The following is a 23339-nucleotide window of genomic DNA, read 5'->3' on the forward strand; positions in this document are numbered from 1 at the left end:
CCAGCAGCGGCGCGCATAGTGCCGCGCTCACTCGGCGATTCAGTCCTTCGTCGGCGCCGGTATCGCCGCGGACAGTGGCGCGCCGTCGGTAGCGCCGCGCCCGCCCGCCGCCGGACAACGGTCGATGTAGCGTTCGAGCACGCCCAACGGCATCGATCCCTGCTCCAATACGCAGCCGTGAAACGCACGCAGGTCGAACGCGGCGCCCGCGCGGCGCTCGGCGCCCTCGCGCAGACCGATCCATTCCTCGAAGCCGATCCGGTAGGCCAACGCCTGCCCGGGCATGTCCACCGCATAGCGCAAGGTTTCCGAACCGATCTCGACCTCCGACAGAGTCAGATGCTCGCGCATGTAGGCCATCGCGCGCTCGCGCGACCAACCGTAGTAGTTCATACCGGTGTCGACCACCAGGCGCGCAGCCATGAACAGGTCCGAGGCGAGCTGGCCGTAGAGATCGTAGGGATCGTCATACAACCCCATCTCGACGCCGAGCTGGCTGGCGTAGGTGGCCCAGCCTTCGACATAAGCGGTCGGCGAGCCGAAGCGGCGGAACTCCGGAATGGATCGGTTCTCCATCTGCAGCGACAGTTGCAGATGATGTCCGGGCAAGAGCTCGTGCAGGATGATCGAGCGCGACTCAAGCAAGGAGCGTTGATCCAGCTGCGAGGCGTTGTAGTTGTAGTAACCCTTCGGCTCTTCCGGCGTCGGCGTATCGTAGTAACCGAAGGTCTGCGAACCTTCCAATGCAGGATCGAGCCGCCGCAGACCGTAGGGCGCCTTCGGCCGCACCGGAAAGTAACGATCGAGCACGGCGCTCGCCTGCTCGACCGGTTTCGCCAAGCGTCGTTCGAACTCTTCCGGCGTTGCGGCGTAGAAACGGCGATCGTTGCGCAGGAACTGGCGGAACTCCGCTTCGCTGCCGCTGAAGCCGGCTTTGCCGCGCACGGCGAGCATGCGCGCCTCCAGCTCGGCGACCGCTTTCAAGCCGCGTTCATGCACCGCTTCGGGCGTCAATTCCAGCGTCGTGTGGTAGCGCACCAGATAGCGGTAGTAGTCCTTACCCTGCGGATACTGGAACAAGCCGACCGCGACCGGCGCCTTCTCCCGGTACGCGCCGGCGAGGTAGTCGCGCAAGGAGCGCAGCGATGGATCGATGCGCTGGTCGACCAGGCGCTTCACCTCGGCTTGAAAGGCCAGCGCCGTCTTCGCATCGAGCTTGCTAAGCCGTTCGTCGCCGACCAGGAACGGCTTCGTGCTGAGATAGGAATCGAGCAGGCCGAGCACCGCCGGCAGCTCGTCGCGCGGCAACACGATGCCGCGCGTGGCCTGACCGCGCGTAAATGCTTCCATCGCCGCGACCAGCCGCGGCACCTCGCCGAGCAGGCGGCGGTAGTCATCGAGATCCTTGCGCTGCTTCAGCGCGAAGCCGGTGAAGTAGCGTTGCGCCGAATTCAACGGCGTCGAATACGGTGTCAGCAGCGGTTGCAGCCAGCAGTAGCGCGCACCTTCGACACGTTGGCCGAACTCCCAACGCAAGACATCGAGCGTGACGAGATCGCCGGCGGCAAGCGACTTCGCATCGACCTCGGCGAGCTGATCGAGCCCGCGTTTGGCCGCGCGCGCATCGGCTTCGCAGCGAGCCGCCGACGGCAGCGGCAGATGAGACGGCATATATCCGGCGAGGCGGGCCACGTCCAGGTTCTCTTGCTGCGCCGCGAGCCAGAAGTTGTCGGCTACGCGCGCCAGCCGTGCTTGTGCGGCCGAGCCGCCCGCTTCTGCCGGTGCTGCAATCGCAACGCCCGAGATCGACAAGGCACCTATCAAAGCCAACCGCACTCCACGCATCGCATCCCCCATAGACATGTCTATTGAATGACCATAGAGTAGTCTACGGATCGACGCAAGGAGCCGTGCACCATGCGAGCCACTCGACTACGCAGCAGTACCGGACGCGAAGGCAGAAGCCTCGATCGCCAACGCTGGCTCGACGCCGCGCGCGCGGCGCTGATCGAGGGCGGCGTCGAGCGCGTCAAGGTCGATGCGCTGGCGAAAAACCTCGGCGTCACCGGCGGCAGCTTCTATTGGCACTTTCGCGACCGCTCCGACCTGCTCGAAGCGCTGCTCGAGCATTGGCGCACCAGCAACACCTCGCCGTGGTTCGACGCCGTTGCCGCCGCCGGCGACGACCCCTATCAGCAGTTCGAAGCGATCGTCGCGATGTGGATCGACGAGACCGGCTTCAGCGCGGCCTACGACTCCGCCGTGCGCGACTGGGCGCGCACCGCGCCGCAGACCGAAACCGCCGTACGCGAGATCGACACGCGCCGCATCGAACTCTTGGCCGGCATCTTCCGCCGCTTCGGCTACGCCAAATCGCAGGCCTTCGTGCGCGCGCGCATCACCTATTTCCACCAGGTCGGCTACTACGCCATGCGCATCGTCGAAACGCCGGCGCAACGGCGGCGATTGAAGCCGCTGTACTACGAAGGACTGCTCGGCACCGACATCGTTCGCCGTTACGCCGATTCCGCCGCGCGCCGACGCCCTGCGCGCACTCCACGATCCTGAGGACTCTTTCATGCCCCATCGTGTCTGGCCGTCATCGTGTCTCCTACTCGCCGGCTTCTGCAGCACTGCTGCCGCAGCGCCGTCCGTCATAACCGCAGCCGACTACGCGCGAGCGGAAAAAGTACTCGACTCGCGCCTCGCCGGCGCGGTACGGAACGGACGCGTGGCCGCGCATTGGATCGGCGACGAGCCGCGCTTTTGGTATCGCCGCGACGGCGCGGAAGGCACCGAATACGTCTTGATCGATGCCGGTCAAGCAAGGCGCGCCGCTTTGTTCGATCGCGCGCAGCTGCTCGCCGCATTCACCGCCGCCAAAGCACCGGACGGCGTGCGCAAGGGGAGCTTCGAGATCGATCGCGTCGAGCGCATCGACAACCGCCTGCAAGCGACGTTGAAACCAACCGACGGCAAGGTGTTGAGCTGCGATCTGGAACGCTACGTCTGCACCGTCGCGAACCCGCAGCCAGCACCCGCCGACGCCTTGTTGTCGCCGGACGGCAGCGCACAGCTGTTCGCGCGCAACGACAATCTCTGGCTGCGCAAAGACGGCGGCGAACGTGCGCTGAGCCGCGACGGCGAGGCGTATTTCTCCTACGGCAAGCTGCCCGATTCCTCGCTCGCGAGCGTGCCGCAGCTGCGCAACAAGACGCCGCTGCCGCCGATCGACGTGGCCTGGTCGAAAGACGGCCGCTACGTATTCGGACAGCGTATCGACGAACGTGCGCTCGCCTCGTATCCGTTCGTCGAGTCGGTGCCGCAGGACGGCAGCTTCCGCCCGATCGTCTACAACCTGCGCATGCCGCTGCTCGGCGACGAAGGCCAACCGCGCGCGGAGGCATTCGCCATCGATACGCGCGACGGCAGCAAGCGCGTGTTCGATCTCGGCGAAGGCGCCGCGTTCGATCCGGCCGCGACCTTGGCCTGGTCCGACGACGGCCGCGAGGCTTACGCGCTGGTCCGCGGCAAAGACGGCCTTCGCCTCAGCCTCGATGCGCTCGATCTCGCCAGCGGTAAGACGCGACGTATCGTCGACGAAAGCGGCGCGACCAGCGTGCTGCCGAACAATCTGCTCTACAGCGCCCCGAACGTGCGCGTGCTGCCGGAAACGAACGAAGCGGTCTGGTTCTCCGAGAAAAGCGGCTGGGGCCATCTGTACCTGTACGACCTGCGCAACGGCCACCTCAAGCGCGCACTGACTTCCGGCGACTGGCTCGTGCGCGACCTCATCCATGTCGACGCCAAACGGCGCCTGCTCTGGTTCACCGCCAGCGGCCGCGAGGCGGGACGCGATCCGTACTATCGCCATCTCTATCGGGTCTCGCTCGACGGCGGCCGCCCACGATTGCTGACACCCGAAAACGCCGAACACGAGATCGAATCGCCGCTGCCGGGCCTGTTCGACGGCGCCGCCGACGGCCGCGCGTTCTCGCCCGACGGACGCTATTTCGTCGATAGCTATTCGACCGTCTCGACCGCACCGCTGACCCTGCTGCGTTCGAGCGACGACGGCCGCGTAGTGATGACACTCGAACAAGCCGACGTCAGCAAGGTGCTCGCCGCCGGCTGGCAAGCGCCGCAGCGCATGAGCGCGAAATCCGCCGACGGCAAGACCGACCTGTACGCCTTGGTCTACCTGCCGCCCGGCTTCCGGCGCGACGGCAAATACCCGGTCATCGACGCGTTCTACGGCGGCCCGCAAATGATGAACGCCTCGCGCAGCTACGCCGAAGCGGTAAAGACCTTCAATCCCGTCGCGCGTTCGAGCCTGGCCCAGCTCGGCTTCGTCGTCGTCACCATCGACGGCCGCGGCACGCGCGGACGCTCCAAGGCCTTCGCCGACGTCGGCTACGGCAACTTCGCCGATCCGCAGATCGAGGACCACATCGCCGTCTTGCGCCAGCTGGCCGAACGCTACGGCGGCTTCGATCTCGACCGCGTCGGCGTCTACGGCCATTCCTTCGGCGGCTACACCTCGGCGCGCGCAATCCTGTCGCACCCCGAATTCTACAAAGTGGCGGCCTCCTCAGCCGGTCCGCACAACTATCAGGGTTTCTACGACGGGCTCGAAGGCTTGCTCGGCATTCCCGACTACGGCGACGGCCGCCGCGTGCGCCCGACGCCGCAGAGCGTGCCGAACAACTTCGCCGCGATGGACAACGGCAAGCTCGCAGCAAACCTGCGCGGCCACCTGATGCTCGCTTACGGCGAAATGGACGAGAACGCGCTGCCGTCGGTGACCTTGCAGCTGGCCGACGCCTTGATCAAGGCGAACAAGAGCTTCGATCTGGTGTATCTGCCCAACCGCACGCACAACTTCTTCCGCACCGACGACTACTACCTGCGCCGGATGTGGGACTACTTCGTCGAGCATTTGATGGGCACCACGCCGCCGCCGAACTACGATCTCACCGCCTCGTCGCCGCGCTAGCGACGAGGCAAGCGCCGACCTGAGCGCGGAGGCGGTCGGCTACACTAGCCGGCCCCTCGTTCGCGCCGATCGGATGAACGCGCCCGACCTGTCTCTGCACACGCCTTTGATGCGCCAGTAACGGCGTCCATCATCGAAAAGGCCTATAAATAAGGCGCTTTAATACAATCCAATAGACGCGTAGAACCTGGGCTACAAGACTGGGCTACATTATTGGTAGAAAGTCGGGGGTTAGCCGGTATGTTGCTGCTGGCCAGTTCTTCAGCGCGCGCTCGTTGAAAAAGCTCTCAGAATCCCCACTGATTTTTTGCTAGGGGTGACGTCGAGGAGGGAGCGTGAGCAAGAATCTTTTTGACCCATTTAGTGGGCTCGGAAGCATCCAGAACATCCAGGATCAGCTGGGGATCGGGCGGCAACCGCGGTGGATCGACGAACTGCAGGACACCGTCTCTCGATGGAACCGCAATCAGGCGAACTTGGCGTCCACATTAGGAAGCCAGCTCTGGGCGCAGGAAGAAGCGCGCCGGCTTATGGCACCCCAAGTCGATGCCATCCAGGCGTTAGGCAGTCAGCGCCTCCTCCAGGAAGCTATCAACCAAACGCGGGCCTTTGATCCGAACAACCTTCAGGCACTCGCCGAATCGTTGTCGGTGCGCGAGATGTTCGGCGCCCATCACTTTCTCGGAGAAGACCTCTCGAAGCAGTGGGGTCGGATGTTCGACACAAAGGCGTTCACCGGCTACGCGGCAGAACAGCTGAGCGGAACGGCGGCGCTGCGCGCTGCAGCCGAACAGTACGCCATGCCCGAGTCCGTCAAGTTTGCCGAACAACTGACCCGGCAAGTCCAAGCGCTCCTGCCGAAGAACTACGCCGATCAACTTCAGGGCATCTTCGGCGGCATCGACTTCGAAACCATTCGGTCGGCTGCCGAGGCTGCGTCGTCTCGGATGTACGACGACCTGCAGGCTGACCAGGACTTCGATTTCGACAACGTCTACGACGCGGCCGAACAAGCGAACCTGGATAGTGTGCGGGCGGCCGTCGAAGAGGCACTGGCAGCAGCCTTCGTGGCCGCGGCAGAAAAGGGCCTGCTGACCGGCGGCCCCTCGCAATGGAAGTTGTTTTTCCTTTCGACGCTCGTCGCCATGCTGATGACGATCACGCAGACCATCGGCCAACCGATATTTCAACACTGGTACGAAAAAGCCCAGGAGCCTTCCGCGGCCACGAAGAAAACGGCTGCAAAGGCCATCCGCACGGCCTCTGGTCCGTCGGCTCATGTCGAAGCACGCATCACGTTCGCCTCACCTCCTCCAGCGTCCGACACGATGCTGGTGTCGTTGAAGGAGGTGGCCCTGCTTCGGGGGCCCGATACGAAGCAGCGCATCGTCAGCACAGTGGCCCCCGGACAAATCCTGCGCAAACGCCGCACTCAGAGAGATTGGGTACTCGTCGAGTACACCGATCCCCTCGGCGACGGCACATCTGTGACCGGCTGGTTACGGGCCAAGCACGTACGTTCGGTTGAGGCGGCGACGCGCCAAATCATCCTGTCCGCCTTCGATGCGGCCAGGGATGAACAGGACGGCTGCGTCGAGCGGTAAGACGCGTTGGCTCGCCCCTCCAGCAGGGCGCCTTAGCACGGGCTCGCATACCAATGAATGCGTCGCAGCATTAGGTCATTGCTGTGGTGCCGATGGCCAGACGAGGCGGTCCGCGGTGCGGCTCTTCTCATCCAGGATGTCGCCGAACGTGAGGCCCTCACCTGCCCGGGCCACCAGTCGGTCCGACAGGTAGTTGTATCGAAGCGCCTCATGTGCCAACGCGACATCAAGGTCCCACGATTTTTTCAAATCGAAATCGCGAAGGATTCGAGCCACCACCGTCGAAACATAATACTGAGCGTTCTGGAGCAATCGCAGAACCAACTGGTCTTGCTCGCCGGTGTGGACTACGATGTTTCTCGCACGGTATATCCGGAATATTTGCCACGCCACGCGCTGCTCCGATTGCCGCAGCGCCTGACCCAACTTCTTCGGTTCGTTGAACTCTGACCAAACTGCGAAAAAGCGGTGAACGAGCAGCGGCGCGTCTGTCAGCAGTTTGAAGAAGTGCATGATTTGGGCGTTACCGCTCGGCCCGGTGAGCGCTGTCAGCACGTCGTCCGGTGCGATGCGATTCGCGGTCGATACGGGAAGAATGGTCTCGTCCACCTCCAGTTTTCGAGCCTGGATATGCTTGTGGGCGGAGAATGCGAGGTAGGTGATGATTTTGTCCATTCGCCGCATGGCGACGACTGGCGCCAACTTCTCGGCGACCCGCTCACCGATGTTGGTCGAGCCGATGGAACCGGTGATGGTTTCCATAGCCGTCCAGAGGTTAATGATGGCGGTGCGCGAGTCCGCCGAACCCAGGGCCAGCGAGTAGCACTCCAAGGCGTTGGAAAGCCGCCCTGACAAATGCTCACCGGCTTGACGGTAACGAAGAGCGGCCTTGGCTTGGTAGTTGCTGCGCGGGAACAACCCAAAATACTTGCTCGCCTTGATGTCTTCCACAGAGAAGACGTTGTTGTCGACAACGAGGATGCGGGTGTTGGCTCGGAACACCGACGCATTGACGTAGAGGTTGAAGAGATTGAGGTAGGTCGACACCTTCGTCAGGGCCGTCTCCGCAGCCTTGGTCGATGAGACAGCGGGAATGTCTACTTGGAGCAACGTCCTGTCCTTGAAGTCGGCGACCCACAATGAAGACTCGGGGTTGTTCTTCAACATACTCGGACGGACGCGTTTGAACTCGGATGTGCGCGATGCTTGCCACACGGCCGACCGGGCGTCGTCGATGGCTAGATAGCAGGTGAACACGCGTGTTGCCTTGCGCAGCGGAGCGACCAGCGCGTCGATAATGGGCGCCGCAGCCTGCTCGTCTGACACCGCCAATAGGGCGGCCCGCGACTCCGCGGCCAAGCCCTGGAAGTGAATATGGGTGATGACGGTCGAAACCCGATGAAGGAACCGTTCTTTTTCGTTCGTGGACGAAAGCGCCACGAGATCCTGGCCTAAGGCACTCACGTCAGGTTCGAGGCGGCGGATGACATCGAGCGCTTTTTCCAGCTTCTTGACCTTGGCCCCCTGCTTGACATCTTCGACCACCGAGCGCAACGCGGTGTCGAGGTAGGGATGGCTTTTCAGAAACACACTCTCTTTCCGAGCGGTCTCGCCGATTTCTTCAGCGATGTGCTTGAGATGCGCCGCCCACTGCTCGTTCCCCTTCGCCAGCACGCACACACGGTGCAGTTCTTGAACCAGGAGAATCAAGTCCAGGGTGCGCGGCTGAAAGGAGTCGGGCGACTCGGGACTTAGAAACGCATTCCACGCCGCACGAATGAAGTCGGCACTGATACCCACAAGACGCGTACGAGTCTCGGTCGATTCGGCGGTAGGAACCTCGGGGCTGGCCGGCTGGTCCCGGCCAACTTGCACCGGCGCAGCGTCGGCAGCCTCGGCGGAAAGTTCCGCCGGGTCAACGGCCATCGAACGATGGCCCCAGAAAGAGGGAGGGCCGGCTTAGCCGCTTAACTTGCTTCGCAAGCTCCACGGTTTGGCCGACCCTAAATGCTGCTGCCCCTTGAGGGCATGACATCATCATGGCGTCACCCTATGTCTATGTCAAGGCTGAAGATTGGCGGCGCTGGGGAAATACGGGAACCCTTTGTAGCACACACCAGCCGCCCGAACGGGTCGCTGGTCATCGCCGTGGGCACTCCCACCCAGGGGCCGTGTACATGAGTGCCTCGCGCCGACGAGTGTATCAATGCCACGCGGATGGGCGAGCTCACACTCCACGCCTACCAATGAGATCGATTGGCGCGACGGTGTCGGCGGGCAGCGCATCGCTGCTGGGTTTTTCGCCTGTGCCTCTGTCAGGGAAACAAGCGGCAGCCGTATGGCGCCGACATGCCAACCCCGGAAATCACCACCGGCCAGCGTCGCTACATTGCATGGGCCCGACCGAAGTAAATCGGGGGTCAGGTGAAAGAGCAAATCAACACTCCACACGACGTGGCTGCCGCTGGAGCGGCAGGCGCACTTACAACACGCGTTCCACCACGTCATCGACGGGTGATCGGCCCTTGGGGAGTCGCGCGTAGCTTTTTTCTTCGAGCTCACGAAAGGCCACCGTGAGGCTCCGATGCACCCCGTTGAGCCACCAAACGGTGAGGTCCTGCGCCACGCCCAGCATGGACGACACCCGCCGTGCTGCTATTGCGTTGGACAGAGTCACCCACTGCCATTCGGGGGACAGGCGACCGACGCCCTTGGAAAGATCGATCGAGACTCTTCCACCCCCGACCGGGGCTTCTGTCAACAGGCGGGCAATGGCGGCGTCGATCTCTTCGCCGGGGGCGCTGGCAAGATCAGGATAGGTAGCCAGCGCGGCAGCGTGTTCGATCATCGCTTCGAATGTGCGGACATCGGCGGCCGACACCGTGTAGTCGGCGAACTGGTGAGCCCGCACAGCGTCCGTGAACTCGGTTTGGCCCAGACCACCGTCGGGCTCCAGCAGCTCATCCCACCCCGGATCTTCCATCGAGGGATCCAACGCCCGCCAAAGGAACATCTTGGCGAACCACGGGCTGGTGAAATCGAGCGCGTCATAGAACCACGGGTCGACACCGGCAGGTTCGTTCTCGAACGCTCGACGCGATCCGGGCACGAGGTCATCGAGCCGCTGAAGACGCGTGGCGTCCGGACTCGCGAGGCCACGCGCGATTCGGTCGGAGAAGTACCGTCCCCCCGTGCCTTCAGCGCCTCCGAACACTGGCCCAAACACTTCATCGAGCTGTGAGGGCGAGCGCCTGAGCTTTTCCCCAGGGATCGGGCTCATTGCCAAAAAACATTGCTTCAGCAGCTCCGCATCGATGGGGCGTGTCCTCCAACCCATTGGCAGAGGCGGAATGGACGGCTGTTCTGCTTTCTTGGTCTGCGCGTCGCGACGGCTGTCGACGGCGCCTGACCAATGCTGCACATGGTCGAGTGAATCCAGGAGGTACCGAATCCAAGCGAGGTTCCGCAATGAGTAGGAGGGCGTGCGCGCGGGGCGTCCGCTCTTTGCGGAGCTTGAAAAGGCGGTGGGTTGAAAGCCTTCCAGCATCTGCGTAGGAAACCATGGGGTATTTCGGGTTGCATAACCGGCCGGCCCATGTCCTTAAAAAGACGGTCGCTGCGATGGGCAGCTTAGCCGGAACGCGACCATGAACACGCACAAGAAGACTCCGACGGTGCTCGCCACCTCGGCCCAGACCGACACCCTGGCTGCGGTGCTCGCCCACGTCCCCTCGATGGACTTCGACGCGGACAAGATGCTCGCCCGCAGCCTCACCGCCCACGGGCAGCTGTCCCCGATTCTCCGCCGAGGTGGTCAGATCGTGGACGGTCGTCGCCGGCTGCACGCCCTCACGGCCTTGGGCCGCGAAGCGTGGATCGTCGACTTGCCGATGTCCGAGGAAACGACATCCGACGCCGAGCTGCTCGGTCGCAGCTTCTTCGAACTCAACGGCTGCCGCCGCGAGCTCACGCTGGGGGTCCGAGCAGCGATTGCGGATACGCTGGCGACTCTTCGCAAGGGCGCGAATCAACACGGCGGCGGTTCGGGTATCAGTCGAGCGGAAGCGGCACGCACGATGGGGCTCAGCGCAGATACGCTCGATCGCTATCGGAAAATCAAACTCGTCGACGACGTGCATGCCAAAGTGCTGGCCGGCACGATGTCCTTGCCGCAGGCGGTTCGCACCGTAGAAAGCCGCGCCATCGCTGCAAAAGCCCGCACGGCCGTCTTGCCGGAAGGCGATCTCGCCACGTGCATCGACCAACTGATGATCGAGGGCGTTGCGTACAGCGTGGTGTTGGCCGACCCACCCTGGAACTACGACGTCAGGGGGCCGGCCACGTACAGTGCTGCGCCGGGGCGCCACTATCCCACCATGGACCTGCCCGACATCAAGGCTTTGCCGGTCGACCGAATTTCCGCGAAAGATTCGGTGCTGTGGCTGTGGACGCCGAACTGTCTGCTCACCGACGCGTTGGAAGTCATGAAGGCGTGGGGCTTCGAGTACGTCACGCATGCGGTCTGGGTGAAGCGCAGGGGTTGCCCGAGCAACTCAGCCATTCGGCCCACGCACGAAGTGCTGCTCATGGGACGCCGCGGACAGGGATTCAGTTCGGCCAAGCCCGCGATGAAGAGCGTGTTCATCGACGACCAGACCGTCACGTTGCATTCGCGCAAGCCAGCCCACTTCGCCCAGGAGCTTGAGCGGTTGTACCCCAACGCGGCCAGAGTCGAGCTGTTCTGCCGCACCGCGCGGCCGGGGTGGGCAGCTTTGGGCAATCAGCTGGACGTTGTGTTCGATGAGGGGTCAGCGGCCAATGACGACGCTGCTCCGGATCCGACTGAGCGCACTATCAGCTCAAAGAAGACCCCGCGCGCGAAGAAACCGATGAAGAAGACCAAAACGTCTCCGATGAAAGGCAAGCGCGAGTCGAAGCCTGCATCGCGCGCGTCCCGCAAGGAGAAAAAATGACTCGCGTGATGAGCGACGATGCGATAAGACCCGCGGCGGTGCCGCCGTGCGCACGGCGGCACCGCTTTTTTTCATTGAACTTTGCCGAAGCCTCGTCTGCGCCGGCATGCCGCTGGCAGTATCGACGCACCGAGGACCGCGAACCAATGTTCTAACCGCGCTGCATCCTACAATCGGCCTTGCGCGTTCGTTTCGAACTAAAATCTATCGCTGTGAGTTCGCATCCTCAGATGCGCGAATCTCAAGCAGCTCGCGGAAGCGCGGGCATGCGATCAGGCCATCGATGGAATCCGTGCGGGCGCCGCACGCTTCGGGGCAGCAGTAACAAATCAGTCTCCCCAGGTTTCGCGCTCGTGTCACCAAACAGATGGGTCTGAGTCTTGGCTGGCTGTTCACTTCGTTGATACGCAGTGTGTTCCGGCCAAATGTCGGCCAGAACGTTTTTAGTTGTTTGAAGCGTAAACGGACGGCTGTCCGTCCGCACGTATACCACCGCATCCTCGAACATGCAGCCGTGCGAGGCTCGAAACACGCCTTCAAGCATCTCCTTGTAGGCTAGACGGTTGACATGTCGGTACGCAGACTCGTGAACGGGTAAGGCGGGGTTTCCTAACATCCACAAGCGAATCCAGTTATCGAGACGGTAGTTCGTGACCCCGCAATACGGGGGCGATGTCAGCAACAACGAAAATCGGCGCCGCACCGCGGGCAAGACGGTCCGTGCATCACCCCACGCGATGCGGCTTTCAGACCGCTTGGGAACTCCGCGCGCATATCTCCACTCTGCGCGTGCTTTGAAATACGCCACAGGATCCAGATCAGGCGGTTCCATATTGCGTTCTCGCCACCATCGCACCGCATAATCGGGCGCCATGCTCTTGCTCTGACGCATTTGGTTGCTCACAGCCCCCCCAGTCTTGCCATGGAGATGGATGAGGATCAACGCCATCAGGGTGCGGTCGCAGCGATCATTCTGCCAGTCAAGTTCGCGCCGAGCGGCGCGTAGGAAACCCAGCACCCTCGGTGCCCATGCCCACTTCTGAAATTCATTTTCTGGGCGACGATCTGACTGTCTTACCTCGCGCGCGATCTCGTCGATGCGACCGATAACATTCCGCACGTGGAGCTCTGGCTGCGTCTTGGCCGCGGAATAAACATAGGCCACCTCATTGATGTCGATTCCCACGGCCTGGCGCCCGGATGTTGCCGCGACATACGGCACAGTGCCCCGGCCGCAAAATGGGTCAAGCACTGCTGACCCCGGCGGTGAAAACTCGTCGACAATACGCCGTACGAAGTCGACCGGGAACATTGCATAGTAGGGCCCCAGCTTCGCCCATCGCGTGTTGGCGTCGAACACCGTCGTCATGGCGCCGCCTTGACGATGGGCGTGCCTTTTCCGAACAGGCCTTGGATGAGATCCGCACCGCGCTTGAGCGGAATAGCCGCATGTGCATTCGCACGTACCAGCGGCATGAATCCATCTCGGTAAAGGTAAGTTGCCAGCACGTCCAGGACATTGAGTGTATCGCCCAATCGTGGGTAGCAAGCAGCGTCACACCGGTGGAAATTGCGGGACGCCGCATTGACCATTGCGGCGGTGATCACCGCATGTTCTCCTGCACGGGTCTTGTAAAAAAGCTTCCTACCAAAGTACGTGTCTTGGCCATGTGGCTTGGAACCCGAAGGCCGCATGGTGATGTTGCAATTGATATAGTCAGCGTCTAAGGAAAAGACAGTTCCAGGGGCAAACTGGCCACGTGGTCCCTTCTTTTCGTCTCGATCAAGCTGATCGAAATGCTCGACAAACGCGCCTGACTTTTCAAACCCGAACACCGCAAGTTCAAAGCCTCGGTTCAGGCAGAGGTCATTGATGCGTTTGAGTTCCTCACGAAGATAGGGCGCAAGCCATGCCGGGTGGCCGAACAGCGCAAGAGGACCATCGAGCACGAATACGCTGTTTCTAAGGTAAGAAAAACCGAGTTCATCCTTAGTGAAGAACCGGAGCATGTTGAACAACGAAACAACTTCGATCACGTGACGGACTTCGCCGTGCGATTCGCCATTGCTGGCCACTTCGTTGAATCGCTCTGAAAACCGGAAAGCATCTGTCTCGAAGAGACGTTCGGCTCGCGAGCAAGGGCACGAATACTCATTCACCCCTGGCAATAGCTCCGAATCGCAGTCATCGACGGGGCAAGAAGGCGGCCGCGCAACGGATCGATGTGTGCCGACGATATTGCGCACCGTCTCTAGTAACGTTTCATGTTTCTCGTCAAGTTTTCCGCCAAACGCCTGAAACACCGAATGCCTAAAAAATCGCTTTGGCGTATCACCTTCTTCGTCAGGGCGCACGATATTTGCGCCTGGTAACACGCTGTCGAAAGTAGAAGCCTTTTCCATATCGTAAAAAACGGCGGGATGTGGAATTGTTCCGCTGTTTCCCTCCAAGAGTTTCGCGATGTCGATGCTCACGACCGAGACCTTCATCAGACTTACCTCGGCCAGTGGGAAGCCATTCTCGACTGGCGCTGTCACGGTCGATCCATCGATGGCGATGACGCGATGCGGCCGCCAATCGGTTCGAATCGGCGCCAGCTGACTCGGCAGAGCAGAAGCCGCGCCGTTGCGTGATCGGATTTTTCCGCGAAACTCCCTGAAAGCCGCGCTTGACTGAAGAGAGCTTAAGCTCTCGCCGGTCGCAAACTCGTGGTCAAAGGGCATCGGAACTCCCTGCAACCACAAATGGATCGATTTGAACGGGGACTGTGTACGGATTGGACAGCGTGCGCATGCGCAAGAACCCCGGCTCTGGGACCGCCAAAATCTGCTGTGCGAAATCGTCGAAGTCGTAGTATTTTTTTAGTTCGCGCAGCTCATCTGCGTTGTTCAAATGCGCAATGAACCAGTTGTCGGTGTTCTTAAGGATGTTGGACTGTATGGAGCTGGGTTCTTGCGTTGCGTATGCCAGACCGATCTTGAACTTCGAACCTTCTTTGGCGATGCGCGACCATATGAGCGTTATGTCGTCGTTCTTGGCTGGCAACAGGTTGTGCGCTTCTTCCACATAGACGAGAACGTCCGGCGGAGGAATCAGCCCGCCCTGGCTGTCGCGCTTGGGATTGATGAAATCCTCACGCTGCCTGTTGAAAACGTGCCACATCAACCGGTCAGATGCGGCTTTGTTCAACAGGGGATCACCGGTCGACTGATCGATGATGACCAAGCGGCCCGCGCGCAAGTCGGCTACGACGTCGTCGGCGTAGTCGGACGTGCTGGATGGATGATGGTATTCGCTCAGGCGGGAAATGAGGCGCACGCCACCGGGCTTGGTGATGTAATCCAACACGGCCATAAGCGAGTGATCGTGCCAATCACGCCCTTCTTTTTTGGCCGCGTACGCACGATTGAAGTCAGCGTAAGGAGACTTCGGATCATGGATGGCCTCACTCAGCTTCTGCCATGCCGCGCGCGTGGCATCCCAATGTGCAGACTCTTGCGAAAACGTCTGCGCAATCGCCGCATGGCCGGGAGATTTTGACAGCGCGGTGCGCAATTCCTCATTGGTGAGGCGTTTGAGATTTGCTTGCGCCATTGCCGGCGGCGGGGCTAAATGACTGGACAGAAGAGCCCGGTAGGCGGTGATGACCCTACGGTAACGGGATTGTGTGCTTTCGTCCCACTCGCTGGGGACGTCCAGACGCAGAGCGCGGAACTGTGAGAAGTATTGTGAAGACTGATCGCTCAACAGCGTATCGAGCACTTCCTTGCCGCGAATCAAACCGACCAAAGATCGCTCAACGTTCTCCCGATTCCGCCAGTCGCTGGGTTCGTTTCCGAAAAAGTTGAGCTTGATGATTCGACGCTGCGGATCATTGGGGTGTGGATGCAACCCGTAGGTTACGACATCTCCTGCGAGGGCTCCGGGCGTATATGTGGGGTTCGCAACAGCCTTCAGCGAACCGCGGTCCTGGACATTGTCGTTGGCGTATTCCCCATTCGGATCGAGAATCAACTGACCCACCCGAACGTCACGGTTGCGCAGCCCAAACACGGCGGACGCAATGATCTTTGTCGTATTGGACTTGCCGGTCCGACTCATGCCGAACAACGCCGTTCGGCGCGCCAGCAGATCCGTTGGATCCATGCTGACGGCACTGAGATGGGTGACATCGCTGTCGCGCTCGCTTGCGGCATAGCGCACGCGCCCAACACGAATGCGCGCATCGCCGATTGCCGGCCGATCTTGGCGTGGCCGCATGAAGTTGACTATGAAATCCAGAAGGGCGGCGTCCGGCTTGTACACCTTCATCCCGCGACCGGAGTAAAAATTCGCTAGGTCAGCTCCGAACAGTAACTTCCATTCTCGCTGTTCGTTTTCTTTCAGCAAGAACGTGCCCAGGATGCGGCAACGCAACCCTGAATAGCGCAGGAGGTTGAGCGTGAACTGGTCCGTTGATTTTTCATCATCCCACTGCACGTCCGCGCGCGCCGTGGATCGTTTTGCCGCCTCAAAGCGATCACGGTCCATCTCGATGGTGTTCGGGAGCATGGAAGGACCGAGTACGCGCATAAGGATGAGCGACGTGTCCTCCTGAGATGGATTCGGCTGGCTGTTTGGTGCGATGCGCGTTGCAACGAGAAAGCAACCCAGAGGCACGCCTCCGACCTCTTGGCGAAAAAAGTCATGGATGACGATCAACGCTTCGCTGTAGTCCAGCTTCAATAAGTCGCCGACTCGGCGGTCATCTTTGAGTCGTGCCGCAAGCTCCCGTCCTGCTCGCTCCGCCTCGGCTTGCGCCTGAGCGGCTTTCTGTCCTGAAAGGAAATCGTTCACCGCGTCGCTCCCTTAGCCCAATTCCTGCGACCAGCGTAGCGCATTCTGAACATTTGCCAACCTGCCCCTTTTGGAACGTCCGAAACCCCACCCTTCGCACTTTCGGTGACCTTACGTTACTAGGGAAAACGGGAGGATTCCCTAGTAACAGACTCACTTATCTCAAAGGATCAGGGACTTGTCTCGGTGACGTCACCGAACTGACGGTCACCGACCTCTATACCGGCCGCTGCCGCCACCTTGACCAGCATGGTCGCGAAGCCGATCGGTAAGACGGCCTTGCCTGCGGCGTCGAGCACACGCCCACGGCTGTCAACGCGTAGGCCCACGGAGGCCAAGCGGCGGGGGTTCAGCGCATCGGCCAAAGCAGCCCGTTCGATGGGCAGAAGATCCAACCGCATGCGGTGTCCCGGATGCGCCATTGGCAGTTCACCGGCGGTGGATGCCGGCTCCAAGGTCAGGGTGGCGGACGCATTCGCAACGGCTTGCAGCGCATTGGCCTTGAGCCGCCAGCGCTTTGCTTCTTCCGCGCACCGTCGCGCATCGGCCAACGCCGTGCGCACGCGGGCGCGGTGCAGCGGATTCTTCAGGCCAGCCAACAACTCGGCTTCCTCGTTGTGCGCTGCTGGAGAAGTTTTACCGGAAGCAGCGCGAGCGCGTTCGTGCGCCGCGATCAGCTGGCGGTAAGGAGCGCCGGCCGGATTCGCGATGGCTGCGCGCGTGGGCCCTTTCCGGGCCGATGACAGCCGCCCGATGGTCACCAGGGTGTAATCGCGACTCCCGTGCTCGTGCTGGGCCTGGCACACCGCATCGATGACGTCGAACGAGCGGCGGCGCCGCGGGTCGGGGTACAGCGCCCGCAGTCGTTGCAGCACCGCTTCGGGCGACTCCTGTGCATGCCCGTTCATCGCGTGCACTCCAGTTGCAGCGGGGGTGCCGCTGCAGCGTCATGCGCGAGATGCTCGACCATGTCCGCCACCAGCTGCCCCACGTCCGTCGACCCGACTGCCTGGCCGTCGAGCAGCGTGAGCGCGGTATCTCTTCCGACCTGCCGACTCATCCACCGCATCATCTCGTTGCCAGCAGCCAGTGCGACGTCGTCGGGAAGGTTCATGAGGAGCGGCGGCGCTCCGTGGCGCATCAGCAGCCGGTCGATCGCCTGTGCGCGGCGCAGCGTGGCTTCACTGACTTCAGGGCACGGATGCACGTGCGCGGATTGGCACACCGCGTCCCACAGCTCCACCTGGGAGGTCTCGCGCACCGCGATCTCCAAGTCGGGCATCGAGCCCGCCAGCACCAGATTGAGGCCGCCTCGATGGGTGCGCGCGACGGTCTTGCATCGTTCGCTGAGCTCGTAGCTGGCCTGCATGGCCGTGACCGCGGCAGCCAAGCGCGTTTCCGCCGCTTCCAGCCGACTGTTCGCACGCGCCAGCTCCAGCACATCTCCTTCCTTTCCTTCCTGCTCGCGATCGAAGCGGTTGTCTTCCGCTGTCGCGAGCGCCGCCTCCGCTGCACGGTGTTCGCGGCGCGCCCCCTCCATCGACAGACTGGCGGCGTTGAAGCGGGCGAGCAGCCCTGGCAAAAAAGCCGGTCCGGTCACGTGGAATCGACAGCTCACGCAGTTCGATGCGCCACCGGGCACCGGAGCGTGGCGATTGCCCGACAACCGCGGCCCGCCATCGCCGCAGCGGGTGCCGCCCACCGGGCAAACACCGGTGGACACGGTTTTCCAAAGCCCGGCGTCCGTACGACTCAGCGCAGCGACCCCGGCAGAGTCGTTACTAACAACCCCTTCTTCTTTGCGCTGCTCGGACGCGAGGTAACGGATGAAGTCGGCCTGCTCGCCCGCTTCGACCTTCTGTGATGCCTCAGTCAGGCAGCGCGACAGATCCGCGGGGTTGGTCTTCACGTAGTACAACGTCATCACCACGGACGCGTGGCCCGCGACGACCTTGGAAAGGATGTGCAAAGGCACAGCCCCTTCGGTCGCCAGGGCGGTCAACAGGCTTACTCGCAACGAATGGAGGCCAAACAACGGCGTGCTTTTCTTCTCCGCTTCGGTCGCCGTGACGAAGCGGATGCGGCTGCCGTCAGGGCGCGTTTGACCACGCGCGGCCACCCGGTCTTCCAGTTCGATCAGCAACGAAATCCAAAACCGATTCAACGCACCATCGCTGACCGGCTGCCGTGAATCGTGCTTCCGCGGAAGACGCATCAGGAAGTACGCGCTCCCACACCGCTGCGTGCCGGACAACCGAACCTCGGGATCCGCGACGTCACGCCACGCCAGCGGACCATCCACGGCGTTGAAGCGCGCCTGCCATGCCGCCAATGCATCCACGATGGTGATCGCCTCTCGCTGTTCCCACGGGATGTCGTAGCCGTGGTCGGCCTCCCCGGCACGATGGTCCGCGGTCTTGTTCGTGTTGACGAAGAATCCGGTGACCTCCGCACCCGTCGCGGTGTCGACGAACCGCCGCAGAAAGCCGCGTCGAACGTCTCGCTTCCCAGCCGGCGCATGGCGCCCCGTGTTGGGGGCCCAGCCGGCGTCCGAGTGCATGAGCGAGTCGCCTTCTCCCGAGTCCACCATGCGAACTTGGAACGTGCGCAGGGGAAGCAGGAGCTTCAACGCAATGGCCGATGCCCGAACCGGGCACCAGGTGCGCACGCGCTCGCCCGTGTGCGTGTCGAGGGACTCGACCCAGTCCACCTTCTGTTTCTTAGCCCACTCCCAATCGTTCGCCAGCAGAATCTGACGAAGCTCCCGCAGATACCGCGTGGGCAGTGGATCCCGACTGGTTTCCGCGTCGCTCGCCGGAGCCACACGCCTCGCAATGGGGTTGAAATGGGAAGGGCTTCGGATCAGACGACCGTGGTCATCCGATGCGCTGAGATGCGTGTCGAGGTACCAATCGAAAAACTCGTGAGCAAGGTTGACGATTTCTTTCCGATCCTTCGGCGTGCCACTCACCCATGCGTTGAACGACGTCAAAAGCGCACCATCGCGCCGGCACAGCACCTCCGGTGACGCACGCTCCTGCGGTCGTTCGCTCACGAAGTCGAGGAGTGCGTTGCCGCTCTTTACCGCAGCCTTCCGCGACAACCGCTGACCAACCCATTGCGCCAGCGCTCTGCGCCACGCATCAAGCCGCTTGTCGGTCGCGGCCCATCCAAAGCGGGGATCTTCCCGCCGCGGGAAGGGGCGCTCGTCCGTTTTTTCTGAATGTGGAGCCGCGGGATGCTCCCACCGGATCGGAGGCGAGTTCAAAGGATTTCTCCCGCCAGCTCCACCGGCAGACCGCTCATGCGCTTCGACGCCATGTCGAGCACCTGCGCTACTTCAGCCGCCTGTGCGGCGGTGTACACGTCCTGCGACCACGGGCTTTTGTGGTGAAGGGCGCGTTGGACAATTCGGCGATCAATCGCTGCGTTGGCCAAGGCCAACCCGTACGCGTGCCGGTGTCCATGCGGCGACGTGCCGTGTCGCTTACCGTGAATTAAACCGGCGCGGCGTACGGCGCGAGCGTGTGCCTGTTCGAACGCCGCGACGGTGTACGGGTGGCCTCGCTCGCCCGGACGCTCGCTCACGAACAGCCACGGATGCTGAGCGTCGGGTCGATGGCGGATATAGGCTCGATAGAGGGTCCAAAACACCTGCCCCCAATGCGTCGGGAACCAATAGACCTGCGATGCCTTGCGGCGGGTGTCGGTCAGCGCGAGATTTTTCCAGCCCGCTTGCCGCGCACCGGCTTCCAGGTTTCGTGGACGTAGCCCCCAGCGGTCCCGCAGGTAGTGCTCGCGATCGCGCCAGATGCCACCCGCGTCGTACGGCGCTTCGCCCCGTTCGGGATGAAACAGATGCACGAGTGCCGAACCCGGTTGATCCGGGTCTTCGATCACGTCGCCCACGAACAAGTGAAACGGCTCACACGCACGCAGACCACCCCCGTGCATCAGGATCGTCAGCATCAAATCGCGCAAGCGGTAGCGTGCGGACAGCGACGCTCCTACCGGTGCGCGCTTCGACCAACCGTGCGTCAGCAACCGCAGGAACGCCTCCTCATTGAACGCACGCACCTCGTCGAACGTGCTGCGCCCTTGTCGCGGCGCTTGGATGGTCCGCACGCGCCCCGCGGAGATGGCTTCGTGCGCGCGGTACGCGGCGTGCGCAAGCAGTGAACCTTTGGCACGGCGCTCGAACCGCCGCAGTTGCACGATCCGCTCCTCCGGGCGAGCGCTCCGCCACGGGTTGAGCGGCGCACTTCCGGTGCGTTCGGAAAGCCAATCCGCAAATGCGGTGATGCGAGCGAGGTGTGCCTCGACGATGGCCGGCGAATGGGGCGGCCAGTGCAAACCGCTGGGATCGCGCCCATCGAGCCCCACGGTTCCGGCGGCCAAGTCATCGACGAAGCGCTGAAGCGCGTTGGCTGGCGCGGACTCCACCGAGTCGCCGTGTGTGGCCAAGTGATCGAGAAGCAACCCCACGCTGCGCGCGTGCGTGCGCTGCCACGGCAATTGACTCACCTTTCCGCGGTCAATGAAAAACTGAAGCAGAGAAACGAACGGGTCAAGAGTGTTGCCTTCGTTCGCGGCGCGGTAGATGACGTAGTACCGTGCGGGGCGCAATCCTGATCCGGTGACCGTCGTCAGCGCGCAGACGTGAGCTGCGTGTGCGGGTGGCTCGGCCTTGCGACCACCTGCATCAGGACCGATCCTCGCGTCACTCGGAGGCGGCAGCGCATCGCCGGCGTTCACGACGACACCCCGGAGGCGTCGCGCCTGAGGCGCATGAACTGCGAGTACCCCATTGGAAGAGCGCCACGCTCTCGCTCGTGCGCCGCGTACGCCCGCCATGCCTTACGTCCGGTAGCGCCGGGGTGATCCCGTTCCAGTTGCGCAAAATCAGGCGGCGTGTAGCGCTGTGGTGCCCCGGGCCGCGCATTCAACACGTCGCGCAGGACATCGGGATCGCATGCCACCACCGCCGAGGGGTCGGCTCCCTTGAGCAATTGACGGTAGCGGCGCACACGGCGGCGATCGCAACCGAACCGGTTGGCTATGACGGCGTTCGACCATTTAGGACGCTCCACGATCAGCGTCGCGATGGGTCGAATGCACTCCATAAAAGGGCTTCCCGCTGGACACAATGAAGTCCAACGTATGCAGGTTGCACCGGCAGTCAAGTCCCCTTGGGACTCGCGCCGGGATGCACGTTCAGCGCGGTGACAACTTGCGCCTTGCACGTTCCGGACGCGCTGCCGGAGGTGGCGTTGGGCTCGCCGACAGCACGCGTTCCACGCCGTCCCGCAATGCCGGGTTGTCGCTCCTTTCCTTCGACGCAGAGGGATGACGAGCGCGTCGCTGCTTCTCCCGATATGCGGCATCGAGTTCGCGCAGAAGCTCTCCATGCGCCGCAGCCCATTCGAGGTGACGTGCCGCTGCATGGCCTTCCAGCGCACCGACTTGCGTTCGCGCTCGGCGTTCCTGACCTTCGACCGATGCAAGCAACGCGCGCTGACGGCGGCGATGCTCCGCCCAGTCACGCCGACTCAGCGGCCTCATCACACTCGGCCTTGCCGTTTCGGAACGCTCTACCTCAGCGCGCGCCTTCGCCGTGCGAAGCTCCGCCCGCGCTGCTTGGCGCCGCACCGATGCGTGGCGTTGGTGCGATCGATGGTAAGCAGCCTGTGCCGCTATTGCGCGCTCCAGGACCGACGTAGGCAGCGGGCACGCACCCAATGAGTTCGCTGTCCATCCGGTCGGTTGCAGCGGCGCGGCCGGCCACCACTGGCGCACTTGCGCGAAGTACGTCCGCAACTCTTCGGCTTGCCGATCGGCTTCGCGCGCCAACGTGTCGAGGTATTTCTCGGAGGCGTCGCGCGCCGCTCGCGCAGCAGAATGCGCCAGCGCGGCCTGCTCGTTGAGCAACTCGGCGTCGGCGCCCGTTGCACGCGTGATCGCGTTGAGTGGACCGAGACCCTTGCTCAAGGTGCGCAGCCGGGGAGCCGCCGCGCCCGTTGAGGCCGTCGAACGACGGACACATCGGACAGCTCGCTTCTGTGCTGCTCGCCCGAGCTTCTGCGCTCGTTTCGATGCCCATGCGCTCACCATAGCGTTGTCCGCTCGCCGCGCCGCGTTCTCGACGACGACCGGGCTCGAAAGGCCGCGGCGTGCCAACGCGGATGCCTCTTTGCCCTCATGAAGGGTCGGCGTGCGAGAGAGCTTGATGACGGCATCGAAGTCGCCGCGATCTGCCGCGTCGTTCGCCTGATCCCGCAGCCGGCGCGGGTCCACCTGAGCCGTGTGGCCCGAGACGGTCAAGGCGGCGTTGATGCGCTCGGCTACGCGGGCGCGCATCGTTTCGGCTTCGATGGGGCCGGTGGTGCGATCGTCGAGGATGCGAACCTTTGCGCCGAACCCATCGGGCCCGGCGACGCGGGTGCTCATCAAGAGATGACAATGAACATTGCGATCGTCGCCGTGCGCGTCGGGGCGGTGGACCGCCACGAGAACTGCAACGCCGTACCTGCCGACAAGATCCTGCGCGATCTCGTGCGCCAATCGTTGGTTCTGCTTCTCACTCAGCTCCGCCGGCAGAGCAACGAGGAGTTCGCGCGCCGTGCAGGCGTTACGTCGAACTTCGGCTCGCTCCGCACGGTTCCAGACGGAAAGGAGATCCAAAGCCCACGAAGCGCGTGCTGGAGCCCGCATCACCGCTGAAAGGACGCCCTTCCGTTTCGAGTAGTCATGAGCCTGATCGGTCCGTTCGTCGTGAAGGCGGACACCTGCACGGTAGGCCGCCGCCGAGACCGCGCTGTGGCCGCGGGAACGGGAGACGAGGGAGAGGCGGGAGTAGTAGATTGCCAAAATAGCTCACTGCAAATGAGAAATGTGCGAGCCAGCCTCGTCCAGCGATCGAACATACAATG

General features: G+C 62.6%; 14 protein-coding genes. 4 read left to right on the forward strand and 10 right to left on the reverse strand.

The features are described 5' to 3' along the window. Positions 1-39: 39 nt before the first annotated feature. Positions 40-1830 carry a DUF885 domain-containing protein gene (locus AC3QL3_RS10875; protein ID WP_492893422.1) on the reverse strand — a complete coding sequence of 597 codons (1791 nt, stop codon included), beginning with the start codon at positions 1828-1830 and terminating at the stop codon, positions 40-42. Between the two features lie 87 nt (positions 1831-1917). Here AC3QL3_RS10875 and AC3QL3_RS10880 point away from each other — a divergent pair, with 87 nt between their 5' ends. The 3 genes from AC3QL3_RS10880 to AC3QL3_RS10890 all read left to right on the forward strand — a co-directional run bounded on the left by AC3QL3_RS10880 (position 1918) and on the right by AC3QL3_RS10890 (position 6600). Then, on the forward strand, positions 1918-2568 hold the full coding sequence (locus AC3QL3_RS10880) for a TetR/AcrR family transcriptional regulator (protein ID WP_492893424.1): 651 nt from the start codon (positions 1918-1920) through the stop codon (positions 2566-2568). A 10-nt stretch (positions 2569-2578) separates the two neighbouring features. After that, complete coding sequence (locus AC3QL3_RS10885) at positions 2579-4996, forward strand: S9 family peptidase (protein WP_492893426.1); 2418 nt, start codon at positions 2579-2581, stop codon at positions 4994-4996. A 335-nt stretch (positions 4997-5331) separates the two neighbouring features. Then, entirely contained in the window at positions 5332-6600 is a 1269-nt protein-coding gene (locus tag AC3QL3_RS10890; protein ID WP_492893428.1) for an SH3 domain-containing protein, read from the forward strand. 75 nt (positions 6601-6675) lie between these two features. Here the strand turns inward: AC3QL3_RS10890 and AC3QL3_RS10895 are convergent, their stop codons facing one another. Both AC3QL3_RS10895 and AC3QL3_RS10900 read right to left on the reverse strand, forming a co-directional pair. Then, positions 6676-8526, reverse strand: coding sequence for a hypothetical protein (locus tag AC3QL3_RS10895; RefSeq protein ID WP_492893430.1), 1851 nt, complete (start codon positions 8524-8526; stop codon positions 6676-6678). A 556-nt stretch (positions 8527-9082) separates the two neighbouring features. Beyond that, positions 9083-10147: a hypothetical protein gene (locus tag AC3QL3_RS10900; RefSeq protein WP_492893432.1), complete on the reverse strand. Its 1065-nt coding sequence runs from the start codon at positions 10145-10147 to the stop codon at positions 9083-9085. A gap of 100 nt (positions 10148-10247) precedes the next feature. Between AC3QL3_RS10900 and AC3QL3_RS10905 the strand changes: the two genes are divergently transcribed. After that, positions 10248-11573: a Spo0J and IME4 domain-containing protein gene (locus AC3QL3_RS10905; RefSeq protein ID WP_492893434.1), complete on the forward strand. Its 1326-nt coding sequence runs from the start codon at positions 10248-10250 to the stop codon at positions 11571-11573. A 241-nt stretch (positions 11574-11814) separates the two neighbouring features. Here AC3QL3_RS10905 and AC3QL3_RS10910 read toward each other — a convergent pair whose 3' ends face one another. The 7 genes from AC3QL3_RS10910 to AC3QL3_RS10940 form a co-directional block, all read right to left on the reverse strand. Further along, positions 11815-12942 carry a DNA methyltransferase gene (locus AC3QL3_RS10910; RefSeq protein ID WP_492893436.1) on the reverse strand — a complete coding sequence of 376 codons (1128 nt, stop codon included), beginning with the start codon at positions 12940-12942 and terminating at the stop codon, positions 11815-11817. After that, positions 12939-14297, reverse strand: a complete 1359-nt coding sequence (locus AC3QL3_RS10915) for a hypothetical protein (RefSeq protein WP_492893438.1) — start codon at positions 14295-14297, stop codon at positions 12939-12941. The genes AC3QL3_RS10910 and AC3QL3_RS10915 overlap by 4 nt, the downstream gene beginning before the upstream one ends. Continuing rightward, on the reverse strand, positions 14287-16410 hold the full coding sequence (locus AC3QL3_RS10920; protein WP_492893440.1) for an ATP-binding protein: 2124 nt from the start codon (positions 16408-16410) through the stop codon (positions 14287-14289). The genes AC3QL3_RS10915 and AC3QL3_RS10920 overlap by 11 nt, the downstream gene beginning before the upstream one ends. A gap of 170 nt (positions 16411-16580) precedes the next feature. Next, entirely contained in the window at positions 16581-17318 is a 738-nt protein-coding gene (gmtX, locus tag AC3QL3_RS10925) for a gamma-mobile-trio protein GmtX (RefSeq protein WP_492893442.1), read from the reverse strand. Then, positions 17315-19678, reverse strand: coding sequence for a gamma-mobile-trio integrase GmtZ (gene gmtZ / locus AC3QL3_RS10930; protein ID WP_492893444.1), 2364 nt, complete (start codon positions 19676-19678; stop codon positions 17315-17317). Before gmtZ ends, gmtX begins: the two co-directional genes overlap by 4 nt. Beyond that, positions 19675-21165 carry a gamma-mobile-trio recombinase GmtY gene (gmtY, locus tag AC3QL3_RS10935; protein WP_492893446.1) on the reverse strand — a complete coding sequence of 497 codons (1491 nt, stop codon included), beginning with the start codon at positions 21163-21165 and terminating at the stop codon, positions 19675-19677. The genes gmtZ and gmtY overlap by 4 nt, the downstream gene beginning before the upstream one ends. A 459-nt stretch (positions 21166-21624) precedes the next feature. Further along, the gene (locus tag AC3QL3_RS10940) at positions 21625-23277 is read right to left on the reverse strand and encodes a MobA/MobL family protein (RefSeq protein ID WP_492893448.1); all 1653 of its coding nucleotides are present in this window, start codon (positions 23275-23277) and stop codon (positions 21625-21627) included. Positions 23278-23339: the final 62 nt, after the last annotated feature.

The sequence above is a fragment of the Dokdonella sp. GW821-FHT11D02 genome, from assembly GCF_058808595.1.

Coding starts and splice junctions, on each gene's coding strand:
- AC3QL3_RS10880 (WP_492893424.1), top strand. CDS start 1,918: ATGCGAGCCACTCGACTACGCAGCAGTACCGGACGCGAAGGCAGAAGC.
- AC3QL3_RS10885 (WP_492893426.1), top strand. CDS start 2,579: ATGCCCCATCGTGTCTGGCCGTCATCGTGTCTCCTACTCGCCGGCTTC.
- AC3QL3_RS10895 (WP_492893430.1), bottom strand. CDS start 8,526: ATGGCCGTTGACCCGGCGGAACTTTCCGCCGAGGCTGCCGACGCTGCG.
- AC3QL3_RS10900 (WP_492893432.1), bottom strand. CDS start 10,147: ATGCTGGAAGGCTTTCAACCCACCGCCTTTTCAAGCTCCGCAAAGAGC.
- AC3QL3_RS10905 (WP_492893434.1), top strand. CDS start 10,248: ATGAACACGCACAAGAAGACTCCGACGGTGCTCGCCACCTCGGCCCAG.
- AC3QL3_RS10910 (WP_492893436.1), bottom strand. CDS start 12,942: ATGACGACGGTGTTCGACGCCAACACGCGATGGGCGAAGCTGGGGCCC.
- AC3QL3_RS10915 (WP_492893438.1), bottom strand. CDS start 14,297: ATGCCCTTTGACCACGAGTTTGCGACCGGCGAGAGCTTAAGCTCTCTT.
- gmtX (WP_492893442.1), bottom strand. CDS start 17,318: ATGAACGGGCATGCACAGGAGTCGCCCGAAGCGGTGCTGCAACGACTG.